This is a genomic window from Arthrobacter sp. B2060, from assembly GCF_059090445.1.
In genome coordinates this window covers 712,099-729,819 of sequence record NZ_JBNHFR010000001.1, presented here as the reverse complement: position 1 = coordinate 729,819, position 17,721 = coordinate 712,099, and the positions used below count along the sequence as shown (strand labels likewise).

General features: G+C 65.6%; 16 protein-coding genes. 10 read left to right on the top strand and 6 right to left on the bottom strand.

Annotation, left to right across the window (positions count from 1 at the left end):
* Positions 1 to 22 precede the first annotated feature (22 nt).
* Entirely contained in the window at positions 23 to 799 is a 777-nt protein-coding gene (locus AC5RUM_RS03470; RefSeq protein ID WP_494033616.1) for an SDR family NAD(P)-dependent oxidoreductase, read from the top strand.
* 7 nt (positions 800 to 806) lie between these two features.
* On the opposite strand, the gene AC5RUM_RS03465 is transcribed toward AC5RUM_RS03470, so the two are convergent.
* The 3 genes from AC5RUM_RS03465 to AC5RUM_RS03455 form a co-directional block, all read right to left on the bottom strand.
* Entirely contained in the window at positions 807 to 1,109 is a 303-nt protein-coding gene (locus tag AC5RUM_RS03465; RefSeq protein ID WP_400577100.1) for a DUF4193 domain-containing protein, read from the bottom strand.
* A 162-nt stretch (positions 1,110 to 1,271) separates the two neighbouring features.
* Positions 1,272 to 3,560, bottom strand: coding sequence for a chitobiase/beta-hexosaminidase C-terminal domain-containing protein (locus AC5RUM_RS03460; RefSeq protein ID WP_494033615.1), 2,289 nt, complete (start codon positions 3,558 to 3,560; stop codon positions 1,272 to 1,274).
* A gap of 344 nt (positions 3,561 to 3,904) precedes the next feature.
* Positions 3,905 to 4,303, bottom strand: a complete 399-nt coding sequence (locus tag AC5RUM_RS03455) for a DUF5997 family protein (protein ID WP_494033614.1) — start codon at positions 4,301 to 4,303, stop codon at positions 3,905 to 3,907.
* A 91-nt stretch (positions 4,304 to 4,394) separates the two neighbouring features.
* Between AC5RUM_RS03455 and AC5RUM_RS03450 the strand changes: the two genes are divergently transcribed.
* Complete coding sequence (locus tag AC5RUM_RS03450) at positions 4,395 to 5,132, top strand: LysR family transcriptional regulator substrate-binding protein (RefSeq protein ID WP_494033613.1); 738 nt, start codon at positions 4,395 to 4,397, stop codon at positions 5,130 to 5,132.
* 43 nt (positions 5,133 to 5,175) lie between these two features.
* On the opposite strand, the gene AC5RUM_RS03445 is transcribed toward AC5RUM_RS03450, so the two are convergent.
* Entirely contained in the window at positions 5,176 to 6,114 is a 939-nt protein-coding gene (locus tag AC5RUM_RS03445) for a 5'-3' exonuclease (protein ID WP_494033612.1), read from the bottom strand.
* Positions 6,115 to 6,276: 162 nt separating this feature from the next.
* Between AC5RUM_RS03445 and AC5RUM_RS03440 the strand changes: the two genes are divergently transcribed.
* Genes AC5RUM_RS03440 through AC5RUM_RS03420 form a run of 5 tightly spaced genes read left to right on the top strand, consistent with a single transcriptional unit; the run spans position 6,277 to position 12,003 of the window.
* Positions 6,277 to 7,722, top strand: coding sequence for a GntP family permease (locus AC5RUM_RS03440; RefSeq protein ID WP_494033611.1), 1,446 nt, complete (start codon positions 6,277 to 6,279; stop codon positions 7,720 to 7,722).
* 54 nt (positions 7,723 to 7,776) lie between these two features.
* Positions 7,777 to 9,027: a CaiB/BaiF CoA transferase family protein gene (locus AC5RUM_RS03435; protein WP_494033610.1), complete on the top strand. Its 1,251-nt coding sequence runs from the start codon at positions 7,777 to 7,779 to the stop codon at positions 9,025 to 9,027.
* The gene (locus AC5RUM_RS03430; RefSeq protein WP_494033609.1) at positions 9,024 to 10,028 is read left to right on the top strand and encodes a hydroxymethylglutaryl-CoA lyase-like TIM-barrel protein; all 1,005 of its coding nucleotides are present in this window, start codon (positions 9,024 to 9,026) and stop codon (positions 10,026 to 10,028) included. Before AC5RUM_RS03435 ends, AC5RUM_RS03430 begins: the two co-directional genes overlap by 4 nt.
* A 2-nt stretch (positions 10,029 to 10,030) precedes the next feature.
* On the top strand, positions 10,031 to 11,020 hold the full coding sequence (locus AC5RUM_RS03425; RefSeq protein WP_494033608.1) for a 2-hydroxyacid dehydrogenase: 990 nt from the start codon (positions 10,031 to 10,033) through the stop codon (positions 11,018 to 11,020).
* Positions 11,017 to 12,003: a glycerate kinase family protein gene (locus AC5RUM_RS03420; protein WP_494033607.1), complete on the top strand. Its 987-nt coding sequence runs from the start codon at positions 11,017 to 11,019 to the stop codon at positions 12,001 to 12,003. The genes AC5RUM_RS03425 and AC5RUM_RS03420 overlap by 4 nt, the downstream gene beginning before the upstream one ends.
* A gap of 74 nt (positions 12,004 to 12,077) precedes the next feature.
* Here AC5RUM_RS03420 and AC5RUM_RS03415 read toward each other — a convergent pair whose 3' ends face one another.
* Both AC5RUM_RS03415 and AC5RUM_RS03410 read right to left on the bottom strand, forming a co-directional pair.
* Positions 12,078 to 12,869, bottom strand: a complete 792-nt coding sequence (locus tag AC5RUM_RS03415) for an IclR family transcriptional regulator (RefSeq protein ID WP_494033606.1) — start codon at positions 12,867 to 12,869, stop codon at positions 12,078 to 12,080.
* A gap of 126 nt (positions 12,870 to 12,995) precedes the next feature.
* Positions 12,996 to 14,324 carry an MFS transporter gene (locus AC5RUM_RS03410; RefSeq protein ID WP_494033605.1) on the bottom strand — a complete coding sequence of 443 codons (1,329 nt, stop codon included), beginning with the start codon at positions 14,322 to 14,324 and terminating at the stop codon, positions 12,996 to 12,998.
* Between the two features lie 286 nt (positions 14,325 to 14,610).
* Here AC5RUM_RS03410 and AC5RUM_RS03405 point away from each other — a divergent pair, with 286 nt between their 5' ends.
* From AC5RUM_RS03405 to AC5RUM_RS03395, 3 genes are all read left to right on the top strand, one after another.
* Positions 14,611 to 15,384, top strand: coding sequence for an IclR family transcriptional regulator domain-containing protein (locus tag AC5RUM_RS03405; RefSeq protein ID WP_494033604.1), 774 nt, complete (start codon positions 14,611 to 14,613; stop codon positions 15,382 to 15,384).
* 114 nt (positions 15,385 to 15,498) lie between these two features.
* Positions 15,499 to 15,801, top strand: a complete 303-nt coding sequence (locus AC5RUM_RS03400) for a DUF4193 domain-containing protein (RefSeq protein WP_400577123.1) — start codon at positions 15,499 to 15,501, stop codon at positions 15,799 to 15,801.
* A gap of 1,335 nt (positions 15,802 to 17,136) precedes the next feature.
* Complete coding sequence (locus AC5RUM_RS03395; RefSeq protein ID WP_494033603.1) at positions 17,137 to 17,547, top strand: hypothetical protein; 411 nt, start codon at positions 17,137 to 17,139, stop codon at positions 17,545 to 17,547.
* The last annotated feature ends 174 nt before the right edge of the window (positions 17,548 to 17,721 follow it).

The following is a 17,721-nucleotide window of genomic DNA, read 5'->3' as shown; positions in this document are numbered from 1 at the left end:
AGGCGACGAGAGGCTGAGGAACATGACTCATCACGAAACGTTCCCGGCCGAGCGGACTGCGGTGCTGACCGGCGCCGCGTCTCCGCGCGGCATTGGACGGGCGACGGCGGAGATGCTCGCCAGCGCAGGGTGGTCGGTGGCGATCCTGGATATCGACGGCGACGCGGCCAAGACGGCGGCCGAGGAAATTGCCGTCGTCTACGGCGTCCAGACGCTCGGCGTGGGCGCTGACGTCTCCGACCAGGCAAACGTTAACGCCGCCATCGACGAGGTCGAATCCACGCTGCCGCCGATCGTTGGCCTCGCCAACCTGGCCGGCATCAGTTCACCCACGGAGTTCATGGACGAGACACTCGAGGCGTGGGAACGCGTATTCAAGATCAACATGACCGGCACGTTCCTGGTCACCCAGCGCGTCCTCAGGGGCATGATTGAGCGCAGGCTTGGTCGGATCGTCAGCGTCTCTTCCATCTCCGCCCAGCGCGGGGGCGGCACCTACTCAAAGGTGGCGTACAGCGCCTCGAAGGCGGCCATCATCGGCTTCACCCGGGCGCTGGCCCGGGAAATGGGCCAGTACGGCATCACCGTCAACTGCGTGGCACCCGGTCCCGTGGATACGGACATCATGGGCGGAACGCTGACGGAGGAGCGCAAGGCTGCCATGTCCGCCGACATCCTGGTGGGCCGGGTAGGCACCGTGCGGGACATAGCAGCGCTGATGGTGTTCCTGATGAGCGAGGATGCCGGCTACATCACGGCGGCAACCTACGACATCAACGGGGGGCTGCAGATTTCCTGACGGGCGGTTACCCTTCGCACTCCGAGCAGTACTTGTTGCCGTTCTTTTCGCGCGCGAGCTGGCTGCGGTGGTGGACCAGGAAACAGGACATGCAGGTGAACTCGTCATCCTGAACAGGGACGACCTGGATGAGCAGCTCTTCGTGCGAGAGGTCGGCGCCGGGGAGGTCGATGCCTTCCGCAGTGTCCGCCTCCTCGACGTCCAGCAGCGCAGTCTGGGATCCGCCGCGCTGGGACTGCATCGCTTCGAGCGATTCGGCCCCGGGCTGTTCGTCCTGGCTGACGCGGGGTGCGTCGTAGTCGGTTGCCATTGGTGGTTTCACTCCTTCGCATGAGCGCCGGGATGGCACTCGATAGCAGGGATCAACTCTACTGGTACGCCAAGTATTCCCGCGCACGCAGTATACCCCGGAGAACAAGGAAGTCCGGCGGTTCCCCGCAGGGAACCACCGGACTTCCGTGGCGGGCTGGTCCTACTTGTTGGTTACCAGGACGGGGCCGGCGGTGCCTCCCACGGTGGACTCGGCATAGATGGAGCCTGGGTTGGTGGTGCCTGCGGCGGCGTTGCGCAGCCTCAGGCTGAACTGGCCTCCCGTGGCTGGTGCAGCGGCGGCGGTGACTGCCACCTGTCCGAGCAGCCTGCCGGTGGGTCCGCCGACCCGGATGGTCACCGTGGCGCCGACGACAGAGCCGGTCCCTGAGATCCGGAAGTCGCCGCTCTTCCACTGTGCGCTGCTGACGGTCACCCGGTCGGGAACGGGCGTCACCCGGACCTCATCCGTCTTCACCGTGCCGCCGGCCGTGACCGTGAGCCGGAACGTGAGCGGGCTGTTGGTCATCGGGTACCTGAACACCGGGAGGCTGAACGTCGGTTTCAGGGTGGTGGTGCCGCTCAAAGTGACCTTGTTCGGATCCGTGGTCCCGGTAAGGACCTGCTCCCACAGATAGGTGGCGCCGGTGGTGGTGGAGCCGGTGCCGTCCAGCGCCACGGTCGTTGCCGTGGTGCGCCGGGCGACTGCCTGGTCCGGCCCGGCCTTGGCAACGACGTCGCCTTCGGCGGTCAAGCTCAGGCTCTTGGCGGATTCCGCGCCCCAGCCGTTGATGTTCCTGGCTTTCACGGTGAACTGGTACGCGGTGTCAGCGGCGAGTCCGTCATAGGTGAAGGTGGTGGCCGTGCCGGCAGACCTTGCTGCGCCGAAGGCGGTGCCGCCCGTGGTGTAAGCCTGCACGGAGTATTCGCTGATGGTCAGGCCTTCCGCATCCGGATCCGGTGCGTTCCAGGACAGCGTTGCGCTGCCCTTGCCGGCCACGGCCAGCGGGGCGGTCGGTGCTGCCGGAACGGGATCGTTGGTGATGGTGAAGGTCGCCTCGCGGATCTCCGAGACGTTGCCGGAGGGATCGAACGCCGCGAAGCGCAGCGTCGTGGTGGTGGTGATGTTCAGGGGACCCTCGTAGCGAAGGGCCGTTTCCCCGAGGCCGCCGCCCGAGACGACGGGATCCGAACCGTCAACGGTGTAGTAGATGTCGCTGCCCGTTTCGCTGGCGGTCAGCGTCACCTGCTGGGCGACAGGGGACGTAAGTCCGTTGGGTGAAGCCGTGACGGTCGGCGCGGTGCCGTCCGTCCGGGGCACTGCGTGCGCTGCCGGGAACGTCTCGCCCACGCTGCTCACCCCCACGACGTAGACGTCGTACTCCTCCCCGGACTTGAGGCCGGTGATCGTGGTTCCTGTGGCTCCTGCTCCGGAGATCCGCTTGCCGATTTCCTCTTTCTCGTTGAGGGTCTCGGTCCTGCCCACTGCTACGGCGCGGTAGCCGGTGATGGCCGGAGTGCCTGGAATGGCCGCTGCGGGCTTCCAGTTCAGCTTGATTCCTCCGGCCACGTTGGCGGCCGTGATGTTGGAGGGCGCAGGCGGGCCGGACTGCAGCGGGCCGTTGGGGCATCCGCCCATCCCGGGTCCTCCTGGCTCGCCGTACTCGGAGATGGTCAGGCCCTGGCGGTTGCCGTCTACGTCTGTCAGCTCCCATGCCATGGAGCGTGCGCCGGCGGCGTTCGCGGCCAGTTCGGCCGCTGCCTGCTCATCGAAAACGTAGGTGGCGGTGAAGGTGTTCCCGGAGATCTCCAGACCGGACGAGTAGCCACCCTTGTCAGAGGGCGTCAGGGGGCCGGGCAGGGCGCGGACATCCCGGCGGCCCACTCCTGTGTCGTTCAGGGCAGGCTCAATGATGCGCTGTTCCATCTGGTCGGGATCGACGCCGCTGCCAAGGTAGCCCTTGACCGTGACGGTGTTGCCGTTACGCTCGGAGCTGCCGGTCACGTAGGTGTCCTGGACCTTGGTTTCGCCGGCGGAGGCAGCCTCGCCGTCGAACTTGATCGAGACGACGTCCCCGGGGCGGATGTCCGGAGTGACATTCACGCCCGTGCCGGCACCCCAGCAGACCCCGCCGGGGTGGTTGATTTCGAACGCCACATCCCCTGCCGCAATCTCGCTGCGGGCGGACCCGATGACTCCGGCATTGGGCCGCGACACCTCGACGGTCGCGGACTGCCCAATGCGGTCCTGGTAGCCCTCAATGGTTATGAAGTCCCGGTCGGGAAAGACCACGATGTTGTCCGGGAAGGTGGGTACGGCGGCGCTGGCTGGTGGAATGGCGAAGACGGACGTTGCGCAAACCACGGCCGAAACGGTGGCAACGATTCCTGCCCTTCGGGTGCCGGGCAGAAGAGATGCGTATGCACCCGGCTTGCAATGTGCTGGCTTCATGGTGACCCCATCGACTTAGAGATGCGCAAGACCTTCGCGCACAACCACAGATTTGGTGAGCCGGGTTGCGGAAATGCTGTGCTTCCCGGGCCGCTTGGGGGCCGCCAACCACCGCATTGGAGGTGCCCATGGGTCCCCCCGGGGTCTGTGGGAGGGGGGCGGGGTGTGCGAGGGTCAACTTTCGCTGCGACGGCCGGAATGCAGCGTGTTGCCAGCCTGCTGGGGGCTTAAAACCCCGGGGCACGGCGGAGCCCCACGCGGGGAAGGCGGTCCCCTAGCGTGGGGGGATCAGGATGCCGGGTGTCTCAAGGGCCGGGACGGAATCCGTGGTGCGGAGGCCTTGTTCAGGCCTGGCGGGCCTTCTTGGCGTCCTTCTTGGCAGTTTCATCCTTGACGCGCTGCGCCTCGGCGCGGACGGCTGCGTGCGTGGCCCGCTCGGTGACCAGCCACGCCGGGGGAGCCTGTAGCAGTGCGGTGATTTCCGCCGTCGTCAGCGCCTCGTCAACGCCGCCGCGGGCAAGGCCGCTGATGGAGACATTCAGCTTCTGCGCCACCACCGGGCGGGGGTGGGGGCCGTTGCGGCGCAGCTCGGCGAGCCACTCCGGCGGATTGGCCTGGAGCTCGGCGAACTCCTCGCGGGTGATGGTTGAATCCTGGAACTCCTGTGGTGTTGCGGGCAGGTAGATGCCAAGTTTCTTGGCAACGGTGGCCGGCTTCATGGACTGGGAGTTAGCAGAGGTCATGCTTCAAGGGTATCCGGCTGCCGGCGCGCAGCGCACCAACGGCAGGACCGGCACCGTCCGTCCACGCGCGCCACTGGCGTACTGTGAACGTGTGTCCGCTGAAGATGAATCCACGTTAGCGCCCGCCCCGCCGGAGCCCGGGCAGCGGCAGCTCCGCTTTGCCTACGTCGCCGGTGTCACTCCGGGGAAATGGATCCGGCGCTGGGAAGAGCGGATGCCGCATGTTCCGCTGCGCTCGTTCATGTCCGACGGCGGGACGCAGCTTTCGGTCCTGCGTGACGGTTCGGCGGACCTTAGTTTCGTACGCCTGCCCGTGGACCGCGAGGGCCTCAACGTCATCCCCCTGTATGAGGAACAGCCCGTCGTTGTGGCCCCCAAGGGCCACGAGATCGCCGTGTTCGAGGAAGTGGCCCTCGAGGACCTCGCCCAGGAAATCTTCCTCGACGCCGACGAACTTGGCGGCCCGGAAACCGCCCTGCAGGTGGTTGCTTCGGGGGCGGGCTTGCTGATCCTGCCGATGTCCGTGGCCCGGCATTTCAATGTCAAGGACACCGTGGCCCGCCGTCTCACCGGAGCGCCGGGAACCGAGATTGCCCTGGCCTGGCCCAGTGATGCCACGGACGAGGTGATCGAGGAGTTCGTCGGCATCGTCCGCGGCCGCACCGCGCAGAGCTCCCGGCAGCCGTCCGCCAAGGTGGAAAAGCCCAAGAAGGAGCCGAAGCCGGACCGGCGGGGGACCGGAGTGAAGAAGCCCAAGGTGGCCCAGCGCTACGCCCCGAACCCGGATAAGGGTCGCGGCAAGGGCTCCCGGAAAAAAGGCAAGCGCTAGAACCAGGCCCTTAGCCTTCACTGGCAGTCCACACCGCCAGTCCTTACTGACGCAGGTCCAGCGCCTCGAGGAGGCGCTTGACCGAACCGCCGAGGTTCCACTCGGCGGCGAGGCGCTCGAGTTCGGCGCGCGATTCACCGGAGACAGGATGCAGCCGGGCACCCGCCTCCTCAAGTGTCGGCAGCTCGAGGTCGCGGACGATCTTCACGACGGTGGGGGCGACCGTGAGGTAGTCGGCGGCCGCGGCGAGCTTCGCCCGCACGGATGCGGACATCCCTCCTCCCGCGTCCGCTGCCGCCGCGAGCAGCGCGTCGAGCGTGCCGTGCTCCAGGAGCAGCGACGCGGCGGTCTTCTCGCCGATGCCGGCGACGCCCGGCAGCCCGTCGGAGGCGTCGCCGCGGAGGGTCGCGTAGTCGGCGTACTGTTCGGGCAGCACGCGGTACTTGCCGACGACGACTGCGTCGGTGACGACTTCGAGGTTGCTCATGCCGCGCGCGGTGTAGATCACCCGCACCTGGCGGGAATCGTCGACCACCTGGAAGAGGTCGCGGTCGCCCGTCACCACGTCAACCGGAAGGTCGGCGTGGCTGGCGTAGGTGCCCACGACGTCGTCGGCCTCGTGGTCGGCAGCCCCCACAATGGCGATCCCGGCGAGGTCGAGCACGCGGCGGATCATCGGGATTTGTACCTCGAGCGCGTCCGGCACCACCTCCACGTCGGGGGAGCCGGCCACCACCTCTGCGACCCGATGCGACTTGTAGGTCGGGATGAGGTCGACGCGCCACTGCGGACGCCAGTCGTCGTCCCAGCACGCCACGAGATGCGTCGCCCCGTAGTCGGTGGTGAGCCGCGCGATCATGTCGAGCAGGCCGCGCACGGCATTCACGGGCGTGCCGTCCGCGCGGCGGATCGTGTCGGGCACGCCGTAGAAGGCGCGGAAGTACAGCGAGGCAGTGTCCAGCAGCATGAGACGGTCGGGCATAACTGATCCTGACACGGATAGCCCGAATCGTCGCGAAGAAGCGCCAATGTCTTGCATTATGAACTTAAACCCATATTATGGGATGAGCGATGTGGCCTCGCTCACGGTGCACATCGGTTCCAAGCCTTCAACGTGGAAGGCCCCAACGATCGGATTCCCCTTATGTCAGACATAGCTGTACTGATCAATACGGCCGTGGCGGTCCTGGCCGCCGTTGTGCTGATCGTCCGTTTCAGAGTCAACCCCGTCATCGCCCTGGTGGTCAGCTCCGTCTACCTCGGCCTGGCCGTGGGCCTCGGCGTCGAAAAGACCGTCAAGACCATCACGTCCGGGTTCGGCGAGATCATGGTGGACGTCGGCCTGCTCATAGCCTTCGGCGTGCTCATGGGCTCCATCCTTAACCAGAGCGGCGCGATCCGGCGGCTCGTGGAGCACCTGCTGCACACGTTCGGCGCCAAACGCCTCCCGTACACCATGGGCCTGGCCATCGGAACGCTCCTGCAATCCATCTTTCTGGACGTCCTGCTCGTCATCTCGGCCCCGCTGGCGCGCAAGCTGGCACCCAGAATCGGCAAGCTCGGCACAGCGCGCATGGCCACGGCCATGGCCATCGCTCTCGAGTGCGGCATAGTTTTCACGGTTCCCGGCGTGGCCTCCCTTGCGCTGGCAGGCCTGCTGAACGTGCCGCTGGGAAAAATGCTGCTGTTCGGCCTGCTGCTGGTCATCCCGACCATCATCATCTCCATTGCCATCATGACGTTCCTCTTCCGCCGCGGTTTCTGGAACGAGGCGAAAGATGAGGACCACACCTTCGTCGCGGAGGAAGACCGGGAAGGTGAAGAGGAAGAGAACGGCGGCGATGCGGGGCCGGCAACCGCCCTGTCCGGCAGCGCATCGGGTTCCGGCGGCGCTGATGTGCAGCCTGCCGGCGGGACCGTCGCCGTGGCCGAGCGCGAACGGAAGCAGTTCCCGCTGATGGTGCTGTTCGCGCCTCTTCTGACCTCGCTGCTCCTCATCGGTGCAGGGGCCATCCTGCAGATCCTGAAGGTCGACGTGCCCTGGCTCCAGCTCCTGGGCGAGCCCGTCATTGCACTGCTGATCGGCCTGATCGGCACTTGCCTTGTCACGCGTTCCGCCATCGGACAGAAGCGCGTCGAGGAAGCAATCGCAGTGGGCTTCAAGGAGAGCGGCCAGATCCTGATCCTCACCGGCGTCGGTGGCTCGCTCGCCGCGACCGTCGCCGCAGCGGGCCTCGGCGACATCCTGGGCGGGTTCTTCTCCGCCAGCACGGTTGCCCCGCTCCTGGTGGTCTGGGCCATCGCGGCCGTGCTCCATATCGCCGTCGGCTCCGTCACCCTCTCCGCGATCACGGCTGCCGGACTGCTGGCTCCCATCGCCCCGGCCATCGGCCTGGACCCCGTGCTGCTGGCCCTGGCGGCCGGCGCCGGATCACTCTTCATGGTCCATGTCACCAGCAACACCTTCTGGCTGCTCCAGTCCCTGCTGGGGCAGAGCGTTCGGGGTGCGCTGAAGTCGGTGACCGTCGGGGTTTCGGTGGCGTCCGTCGTCGCGATACTGCTGATCCTGCCCATGAGCCTGCTGTTCTGACCGGAACGCAAGCACCCACATATCCGGCGAACGCCCACGAAAGAAGAAGAAACCATGACACAGCCACGCATCGCGCCGCTGGACGGCGTCCGCGTCCTTGAGCTCGGAAACTACATCGCCGCACCCACGGCCGGGAGGCTGCTTGCAGATTTCGGCGCCGAGGTCATCAAGGTGGAGCGGCCGGGTACCGGCGACGAGCTGCGCAACTGGCGCCTGCACAAGGGCGACACCTCCATGCTGTACCGCACCATCAACCGCAACAAGAAGTCCGTGGTCCTTGATCTGCGGACCGAGGCCGGCAAGCAGGCCGTGCTTGGGCTCGCGGCGAAATCGGACATCCTGCTGGAAAACTTCCGCCCCGGCACGCTGGAAAGGTGGGGCCTCGGCACCGAGGTGCTCAACAACGCCAATCCGGAACTCATCATTACCCGCATTTCTGCCTTTGGGCAGACAGGCCCGCTGTCCGAGCGGCCCGGCTTTGCCGCCGTCGCCGAAGCGTACGGGGGATTCCGGAACCTGGTGGGCGACCCCGACCGGCCGCCGGTCCGGGTGGGGGTTTCCATCGGAGACTCGATCGCCGGGCTGTATGCCGCTTTCGGTTCCATGATGAGCCTCTACCAACGGGAAGCACGACGGCGGGACGCGGCCGGGGCTGTGCCGCTCACCGAGCGCATCATCGACGTCGCGCTCCATGAGGCGATGTTCTCCATGATGGAATCCCTCATTCCCGACTACCAGGCCTATGGCGTGGACCGGCAGCGTGTGGGCGGACGGATGGAAGGGATCGCCCCCTCCAATGCTTATGTCTGCAGGGACGGTGCCAGCATTGTCGTGGCCGGGAACGGGGACTCCATCTTCCAGCGCTACATGCAGACCATCGGCCGACCCGACCTGGCGGACGATCCCTCGCTGCAGACCAATGCCGGCCGCTGGGCCCGGCGCGAGGAACTCGACCAGGCCATCGGCGCCTGGTCCAAGGGCCTGGACGCTGCCGACGCCCTCGACGCCCTCGACGCAGCCGGCGTTCCCGCCGGGCCCATCTACACCGCGGCGGACATCAGTGCCGACAGCCAGTACGCCGCCCGGAACATGATCCAGAAATTCGACGTGTCCACCGGAGAAGAGGTCCTCCCCGGGGTCGGCTTCCCGGGCATCGTTCCGGTGATCGGCAGCCAGTCCCTGCCCATCCGCAGCCTGGGACCCGACCTGGGCGAAAACACAACAGAAATCCTCAGCGGGCTCCTCGGCATGGACCCCGCAGGGATCAGTGCGGCCGCCGGCCGCGAGGAGGCACTCCAGGCATGACCCACCACGTAAACCACCCCGGCTCCACGCCTGCCATCAGCTTCGGCGACACCATCCTGAGGGACGTCACCCTGCGGGACGGGCTCCAGCTCACCGGGAAGCTCCTGCCCACCGAACGGAAACTCGAGACAGTGCGCGAACTGCTGCGCCTCGGGGTGCCCGCCATCGAGCTGGGCTCCATGGCCCGCCCGGACCTGGTCCCCACCATGGCCAACACCCTGCAGGTGGTTCAGTCCCTCACGCCCGAGGAACTGGAAAAATGCTGGATCTGGGTGGCCACGCCGGGCCATGTGGCCAAGGCGGCGGCCGCGGGGGCGCGGAACTTCCAGTACTGCCTCTCGGCGTCGGATTCGCACAACAAGGCGAACATCGGCCGCACCACGGAGGAAAGCCTCGCCGCGCTGCCCGAGGCCATCCAGTACGCCAAGGCAGTCGACGGACAGATCCAGCTGTGTATCGCGACCTCGTTCACCTGTCCTTTCGAAGGCATCGTCCCCGAGGAACGGGTGCTGTCCATCGCCAACGACCCCCGCGCCGAGGGGACCGCGGACATCGTCCTCTGCGACACCCTGGGCCAGGCATTCCCCGCCCAGGTGTCCTCGCTGACCCGGCGCGTCCGGGAGGAATCCCCGGCCCGGCGGATCGTCTACCACGGCCACGACACGTGGGGACTGGGCGTGGCCAACACGCTCGCCGCCATCCAGGCAGGTGCCGCCATGGTGGACGGTGCACTCGGCGGCCTGGGCGGCTGCCCCTTTGCGCCCGGCGCCAGCGGCAACACCTCCAGCGAGGACATCCTTTTTGCCACCCGGCCCGGCTGGCTGACCACAGAAAGCTTCGCCGGGCTTGTGATCCTCTCCGAAAAGCTGCTCGCGGAACTGGGCGAACCCAACCGCTCCAAGGCGGCACAGGGCGCCCGGTCCAAGGCTGATGCCTTTGACTGGGTCATCCCTTCGGACAGTCCCGCTGCCGCCACACCCTGCGCCCAGGGAGGCAACTGAGCGTGGGCAACAGGTTCCTGGTCACCACAGCGATCCCGGACCCGGGGCTGCAGCTGCTTTCCGACGCCGGATCGGTCACTGTGCTGCCCGAGCCCCCGGACTATGACACGCTGGCGGCGCTGTGCGCCTCGGGCGAGTACGACGTCGTCCTCACCCAGCTGCGGGACGTCGTGGACGCGCCGCTCCTGGCGGACGCACGCGTGAAGGGCGTGTCCAACTTCGCCGTGGGGTACAACAATATCGACGTCGACGCCGCCACGCGGCACGGCATCCTGGTGGGCAACACTCCGGGCGTCCTCACGGACGCGACGGCGGATATCGCCATGGTGCTCATCCTTGGCACCGCCCGCCGCGTGGTGGAAGCCGACCGGCTGGTCCGTGACGGCAAGTTCCACGGCTGGGAACCGGAACTGTTGCTGGGCCGGGACGTCTCCGGCGCGGTGCTGGGCCTGGCCGGGTTCGGCCGGATCGCCCGCGCCACCGCACGACGGGCCCTGGGCTTCGGGATGGAGGTGCTCTTCTCGCCGCGGCCTCCCGGCGACCGGCCGGTCAGCGATGCGGAGCTGGGCGAGTTCGCCGGCAAGGTCCGGCAGGTGCCCTGGCCCGAGCTGGTGGAACGCAGCGACTTCCTGTCCCTGCATGTGCCGCTGAATGACCAGACCCGGCATCTGGTGGGCGCTGAGGTGCTGGAGCGGATGAAACCGGGTGCCATCCTGATCAACACCGCCCGCGGCCCGGTGGTGAACGAGTCCGATCTCGTGGAGGCCCTCCGGAACCGGACCATCGCCGGTGCCGGCCTGGATGTGTTCGAGGACGAGCCGCGGCTCGCCCCGGGCCTGGCCGAACTGCCCAATACCGTGCTGCTGCCGCACGTGGGCAGTGCCACCGTCGCGGTCCGCAGCGAAATGGCCCGGCTCAGTGCCCTCAACGCCGTCGCCATCGCGGAAGGACGCACGCCGCCCCACCCCGTCAACTCCCTTACCGGCGTATGACCGTCCTGGTCGCCCCGGACAGCTTCAAGGGGACGTACTCCGCGTCGGAAGTCGCAGCGGCCATCGCCGGAGGAATCCGGGATAACGGCGCGAAAGCGGCAGAGCTGCCCGTCGCCGACGGCGGGGAGGGGACGTTCGACGCGCTGTGCCGCAGTCTTGCCGCTTCAGCCGTGACGGTCGAGGCGCAGAACCCGTGGGGCGAGCCGCTCCCGGCGACCATCGGACTGACCGCCGACGGAACCGCCGTCGTCGAACTGGCGCAAGCCAGCGGCCTGACCGTACCCAGCAGCCGGCCCCGTGATGCCGTTGCGGCCAGTACGTACGGAACCGGGATGATGGTGGCCGCCGCGGTCGATGCAGGCGCAACCCACATCATGGTGGCGGCAGGCGGCTCCGCCACCACCGACGGGGGAGCCGGCGCCGTCCAGGCCATCCGGGACAGCGGCGGCCTCCGGGGGGCCCGGATCACCGTCCTGTCCGACGTGACGACGTCTTTTCTGGACGCGCCCCGTATATTCGGGCGGCAGAAAGGCGCCGGTCCTGTCGAGATCGCGTTGTTGGAACAGCGGCTGAAGCAGCTGGCCGGTTCCTATCCCCGCGATCCGACCGGCGTGCCCCGCACGGGTGCGGCCGGCGGCCTCTCCGGCGGGTTGTGGGCACACTTCGAGGCAGAGCTTGTCTCCGGGGCCGACGCCGTCCTGGACGCCGTGAAGTTCGACCAGAACCTGGCCGCAGCCGATGCCGTCGTCGTCGGTGAGGGGCGGCTCGATGCGCAGACCGGCCAGGGCAAGATCATCTCCGCCATCCTGGAAAGGGTGCAAAAAACAGGCCGGAAGGTTCCGGTGGTCGCTGTTGTGGGGTCCGTGGCGGATGACCTCGGCCCGTACGCCGGGAACTTCAGCGGGGTCCTGGTGGCCTCGGACAGGGCGGCGATGCATGCGGCTGGGAGGTCGATCGCCGGGTATTCCAGCTCCGGGTCCTAGATGGAGGCCTTGGCGCTGTCGTTTTCCCGCTGGTTCTCCTGCTGGTTTCCTGGCGGGGCGTTAAGCGGCGGGCGTCACGCCTCGCCGGGAAACCGGCCGCCGATCAATCTGGTCATGTGCTCGGCGGTGGCAAGAAGCGGTTCCACCCAGGCCTCACAGGTCTCCAGCGGCATCCGTAACGTTGGCCCGCTGATGGTGACTGCCCCCACCAACCCGGCTGCGGAATCGAAAACCGGGGCGGAAAGCCCGGATGCCCCGTCTTCACGCTCACCCACAGTGATGGCGAACCCGTCGGTCCGCGTCCGCTTCACCACCTGCTCCAGATCCTCCGAGGAAGTGATGGTGGACTCGGTGATCGGCTCCAGGGGATCCCGCAGGACGGCCTCCATGAGTTCCGGATCCCACGCCAGCAAAACCCGGCCCGCCGAGCCGGCGTGCAGCGGGAGCACCTTGCCAAGATGCATCTCGCGTCGAAGGGCATGGCGGGTATCGGCCATGGCCACACACACGCGGTAATGCTGCTCCGCCTTGAAGAAGCAGGCGGTTTCACCGGTGGTGTCGCGCAGGGTCTTCAGCAACGGGCTGATGATGTCAATGACTTCCATTCCCCGGGTGGCCGGAGCAGCCCAGTAAGCCATTCGCATACCGATGCGGTAAGCGTCCTCCTCCCTGTCCAGGAAGCCCTGGGAGGTCAGGTTGGTGACAAGCCGCTGGACCGTGGAAGTCGGCATTCCGGTGAACTCCCGGATGTCGCTCAGCGACAGCACCGGCCTGGAGAGCGAGAAGGCGTCCAGGATCGAGGTTATTTTCCCGAGGACAAGCAAGGGGTTGCTGTTGGACTTCGCTGAAGCATCGGCCGCCGACATAGGACTCACGCTAGACCGTGGCCGTATCCGAATCCAATCCTTCTCTCTCCTGCGCGTTCTGCAGGGCCGGTAACGGCAAAGGCAGGGTGGAACCGCGGGTTCCAGCGGTCCCACCCGTGCACGTTGTTAAGGGACGGGGTTGCCCAGTTCCCGAAGCGGGGTCCTGGATGTTTCCCGGGCCCAAAGAGCACCGGCCACGGCCAGCACGGAGGAGGCTGCGACGATCCAGGCTGCGGGTGCCCAGTTGGCCTTCTCGGCGCCGACGAGGGCGGTTCCGAGCAGCGGAGTAAAACCTGCGCAGAGGATGCCGATCTGCAGGCCGATGGCCATTCCGGAGTAGCGCACTTTGACGTTGAAGAGTTCGGAGAACCAAGCCGGGTAGATGGCGTTGGACATCGAGTAGGTGCCGGCGGTGATCAGGGTGCTGGTCAGGAAGATCATCGCGATATTGCCCGTGGAGATGACCGAGAAGTAGACGAAAATCATGGCGCCTGAGCCAAGGACGCCGGCAATAAAGACGGGACGGCGGCCCAACTGGTCTGAGAGCCGGGCAAACAGAGGCTGGGAGCCAATGGCGATGATATTGCCCAGGATGCTGACCCACAGCATGGTGGAGGCCGGGACCCCGACGGAAACGGCATAGGCCAGGCCGAAGGACTGCATGAAGGTGTTGGTCACGGTTTCGAAGGACATCAGGGCGACCTGGAAGAACTGGGCCGGGTGGGTCTTGAACATCTTGGCGAAGGGAAGCTTCACCAGTTCGCCGTGGTCGTGCTTTTCCTCGAAGACTTCCGGTTCGTCCAGTGAGCGGCGCACCATGTAGGCCACGATGAGCACGATCAGGGAGAGCCAGAACGGGATGCGCCAGCCCCAGGCCAGCCGGTCGGCTTCGCCCATGGCAGCGACGGGGAGGAAGGCGAGGGAGGCTAGGACGATTCCGGCCGAGATGCCGCTCATGGCGAAGCTGGCGAAGAATCCGCGGCGGCCTTCCGGCGCTTCTTCAGTTGACAGGGCCGATGCACCGGCGGTCTCAGCCCCCGCCGACAGGCCCTGCATGAGGCGCAGGACCACCAGCAGCGCGGGCGCCCAGTAGCCGGCGGAGTTGAAGTCCGGCAGGACACCGATCAGGAAGGTGGCTGAACCCATCAGCACCAGTGTGAGCACCAGGGTGTTTTTCCGGCCGATCTTGTCGCCCAGGTGTCCAAACACCACCGCGCCGAACGGGCGGGCAACGTATGCAACGCCGAATGTGGCGAAGGAGGCCAGCAGGGTAATGGTCGGGTCGCCGGCGGGGAAGAAGATTCGGGAGAAAATCAACGACGCTGCGGTGGCGTAGATGAAGAAGTCGTAGTACTCGAGGGCGCCGCCGAGGAAGGCAGCAAGTGCGGCCTTCTTGGCGCGTTTGAGCCGGTGTTCCTCCGCGGAGACGGCGGCGGTGGCTGCAAGGTTTGTCATGGATGGTCCTTCCACATTGAAAGACAGTGCTTCTGAGGAGATGGGTTTCTGCATTTGTGCGTATAGCGAACAGCTGTGCGGTATGCGACTGGAAAGAGCATACTCCCTCGTGAACTGACTCACAATCCTTCGTTGCGGAAGCGCTCACGGGGGTTGATGCCGCTGTCCCTGCCCTGCTTGTTCCCGGCCCTTCATCTGCCGGGCTGGATACTATGGTCAGCAAGCCTGCGTCGGCAGGCAGTGACGCGCTGCCCGTCCGGTGCCAAGTCTCAGGAGGCAAAGGTCCATGGAGGACAACCCCGCGTATTACGTGAAATCGGTTGAGAAGACCTTTGACGTCCTCCGCGCCTTCGACCCCGACCACCCCCGGCTGACCGTGTCCCAGATTGCCTCGCGCTCCGACATGACGCGGGCCTCCGCGCGGCGGTTCCTTCTGACCCTGACAGACCTGGGGTATCTGCGCGCCGACGGGCCATTGTTCGAGTTGACCCCGCGCTCGCTAGAGATCGGCAACTCCTATCTGGCCAACCTCGCGCTGCCCCGGATCGCAGAACCCCACCTCAAAACCCTGGCCGCGGACCTCAACGAGACCACCTCCCTGTGCATCCTCGACGGGCAGGACGTCGTATACGTGGCCTGCGTGCCTTCGCCGCGGCTGCTCAGTGTGTCCATCAGTGTGGGCACCCGGTTCCCTGCCTGGGCCACCTCCATGGGACGCATCCTGCTGGCGGCACTCCCGGAGGCAGAACTGGACAGCTACCTCAAGAGCGTAAATCTGGAGCGCTTCACCGAGCATTCCGTCGGAAGCCTGGACAAACTGCATGAAGAAGTGGACCTGGCCCGCACACGGGGGTGGGCCATGGTCTCCCAGGAACTCGAGGACGGCCTGCGCGGCGTCGCAGTACCCGTGCCGAGCGGGAAGGACACCGTTGCGGCGGTAAACGTGTCACTTCAGACCCACCGCGCGCCGGCCGACACCATTGAAAAGACAGTGGTTCCCCAACTGCAGGACGCAGCCCGCCAGATTGGCCTGGACTATGGCGGCCGCACGGGGGTCTGACTGGTTGATGCTCCTTTCGCGGTGCAATGTTCCCGTCTTCTGGCGCGTTTTGGGCGGGGATGGTGTAGGTTGCATACCCGTCAGATAAGAACGCTAGAGAAGAGAATCATCTAAGTGGCCACCGATTACGACGAAGTCCGTTCCGACGTCAAGGAATCCCAGGACAACTCCTTGGAAGCACTCCAGTCCGCCAATGCCCCGGACGCCCGCAGCGTCGTCCGCGAGCTGGACGAGGCAGATGCCTTGGACGATGCAGTCATCCCAGGCGGAGAATTCGTCGCCGAGGAACTGGTCGTTCAGGTCGTCCCCCAGGCGCAGGACGAGTTTACCTGCTACTCCTGTTTCCTCGTCCGGCACCGGTCTCAGATCGCGCGCGAACAGAACGGCCACGCCTACTGCATCGATTGTGAGGGCTAAGGGGCTTAGCCCCGAAAGGGTCTTGCGCTAAACACGGCAACTCTCGAGACTCCATACCAGGCAGTTTTGGACGGGACCGATTATCGAGGTCGAGGTAGCCATGGATATGAAACCGGAAGTCGGCGAACCGGATGCGGGACCCTGGCAAGCCGAGTCACTGGAAGGCTTGGTGCGGCGGCTAGTGCCGGCAGCAGGACAGCGTCCGAACCGCCCCTGGATTGTAGCGGTAGATGGAAGGAGCGGGGCAGGCAAGACGACCCTGGTCCATCGTCTGCTGGCTCGAGTGCCGGATTCAGATGTCGTTCACACGGACGATGTAGCGTGGCATCTCTCGTTTTTTGACTGGGCCGATGAACTCCGTGACGGTGTCCTGGAACCCGTGCTCCAGGGCAAGGCAGTCCATTACCGTCCGCCGGGTTGGGTGGCCCGAAAACGCCCAGGTGCCATAGCTCTGCCCTCCGGGCGTTCCGTGGTGTGGGTGGAAGGGAGCGGATCATCACGCCAAGCGCTCTCCGACCTAATCGACGCTTCGATCTGGGTGCAGTGCGACAACCTTGAAGCCCGACGTCGCCTCCGGGCACGAGATGGCCAGGAAGAAGAAGTCCTGCACAGGGAGTGGGAAGAACAAGAAATTCCCTTCCTGCTTGAAGACCGGCCATGGGAGCGCGCCACAGTGATCGTGGCCGGAAGGCCGGCCCTGGAGCATGATCCGAATACCCAGGTAGTAACCGCTCAGCCGGCACCAGCCTGCCCGGAGTTCACCTAACGCGCGGATGTGCCACCTCCGCCCTCCACTGCCTATGCAACAAGATTGAGCGACTGACGCTGCTGGCGGGCCAGTAGTCCAAGTAGATTCCAGCACTGCCGTTAAGCAGCCCGGCAGGGCACATAGGTACTGTCAGATTGCGATCTAAGAGTTCCTCGAACAGGTGCCAGAAATGTCAGAATCGGACCCTACTCTGACAACTTTTCGCCTTAGTTCCTGACGTCAGGTTGGGGCGTGGCCCATCTGGACGCACACTTCACACCTCCAAGAAACTGGGACTACTTCTGCGCTCAACCTTAAATAGTGTTTCGCGCAGGACTCCACCATCGGACAGTCCTTCGGACTGGTCTTGCGGGACACCGTTTTCGTCGACACCGGCTAACTCTAAGGTCAGAACCGCGGACTTCGATGGGTGACCCCCTAACGGGGCGTTATGCGGACAGGGCCTCTTTCGGGACGATTTGAAAGCTTTTACGACAAGGGGGCGGCATGGTTGCCATTGACGACCACTTACTCAGGTGCGAAATTGATAGCGGCGTCCAAAATTTGCGCTCTGCCGAGGGGGCGCGATGCACGGCAAGCAGTCCATCAGCTTCACATTTCCGGAAATCCAAGAGTTTTGGGACCGTCTCGTCAGAAGGATGCTGATCAGCTCGGCACTCTGGCTGATGCTTATACTAGCGACCATCGGAACGAGACAGGGGATGGGAGATGGCCCTTACTTGGGCGTCCTCCTAGTGTTTGGCGGACTGCAATTAGCACTCACACTCGCCTATTGGAACCGGGAGAACAAGCTGATTCCGCGCATTAATGAGAGATTGACCGTCGAATTTATGCTGCGCACAGGCACCCCAATACCCCCGGACGACCTAGACATCCTTCAGGTTAAGCAGACCGTGACTGCGCGTGATGAAACTGGCACCGTGCACCGCTGGATCGTAAAACGCCGACGTGACGTGTTCACGCTCGCGTCCGCATAGACTGCCGCACATAGAACCGCTGATAGGCGGGGACGCCAAATACCGTTCAGCAGGGCTGGTTAGAGGCTCCTCGAATGACGTTGAGGCGGCACAAATGGCTGAAGCGCTGGGCATTACGTTCGCATGAGCCAGGGCTAGATTTGGATGATGGCGAGTACCTCTGAGGGGCCACTG

Coding starts and splice junctions, on each gene's coding strand:
- AC5RUM_RS03470 (WP_494033616.1), top strand. CDS start 23: ATGACTCATCACGAAACGTTCCCGGCCGAGCGGACTGCGGTGCTGACC.
- AC5RUM_RS03465 (WP_400577100.1), bottom strand. CDS start 1,109: ATGGCAACCGACTACGACGCACCCCGCGTCAGCCAGGACGAACAGCCC.
- AC5RUM_RS03460 (WP_494033615.1), bottom strand. CDS start 3,560: ATGAAGCCAGCACATTGCAAGCCGGGTGCATACGCATCTCTTCTGCCC.
- AC5RUM_RS03455 (WP_494033614.1), bottom strand. CDS start 4,303: ATGACCTCTGCTAACTCCCAGTCCATGAAGCCGGCCACCGTTGCCAAG.
- AC5RUM_RS03445 (WP_494033612.1), bottom strand. CDS start 6,114: ATGCCCGACCGTCTCATGCTGCTGGACACTGCCTCGCTGTACTTCCGC.
- AC5RUM_RS03440 (WP_494033611.1), top strand. CDS start 6,277: ATGTCAGACATAGCTGTACTGATCAATACGGCCGTGGCGGTCCTGGCC.
- AC5RUM_RS03435 (WP_494033610.1), top strand. CDS start 7,777: ATGACACAGCCACGCATCGCGCCGCTGGACGGCGTCCGCGTCCTTGAG.
- AC5RUM_RS03430 (WP_494033609.1), top strand. CDS start 9,024: ATGACCCACCACGTAAACCACCCCGGCTCCACGCCTGCCATCAGCTTC.
- AC5RUM_RS03420 (WP_494033607.1), top strand. CDS start 11,017: ATGACCGTCCTGGTCGCCCCGGACAGCTTCAAGGGGACGTACTCCGCG.
- AC5RUM_RS03415 (WP_494033606.1), bottom strand. CDS start 12,869: ATGTCGGCGGCCGATGCTTCAGCGAAGTCCAACAGCAACCCCTTGCTT.
- AC5RUM_RS03410 (WP_494033605.1), bottom strand. CDS start 14,324: ATGACAAACCTTGCAGCCACCGCCGCCGTCTCCGCGGAGGAACACCGG.
- AC5RUM_RS03405 (WP_494033604.1), top strand. CDS start 14,611: ATGGAGGACAACCCCGCGTATTACGTGAAATCGGTTGAGAAGACCTTT.
- AC5RUM_RS03395 (WP_494033603.1), top strand. CDS start 17,137: ATGCACGGCAAGCAGTCCATCAGCTTCACATTTCCGGAAATCCAAGAG.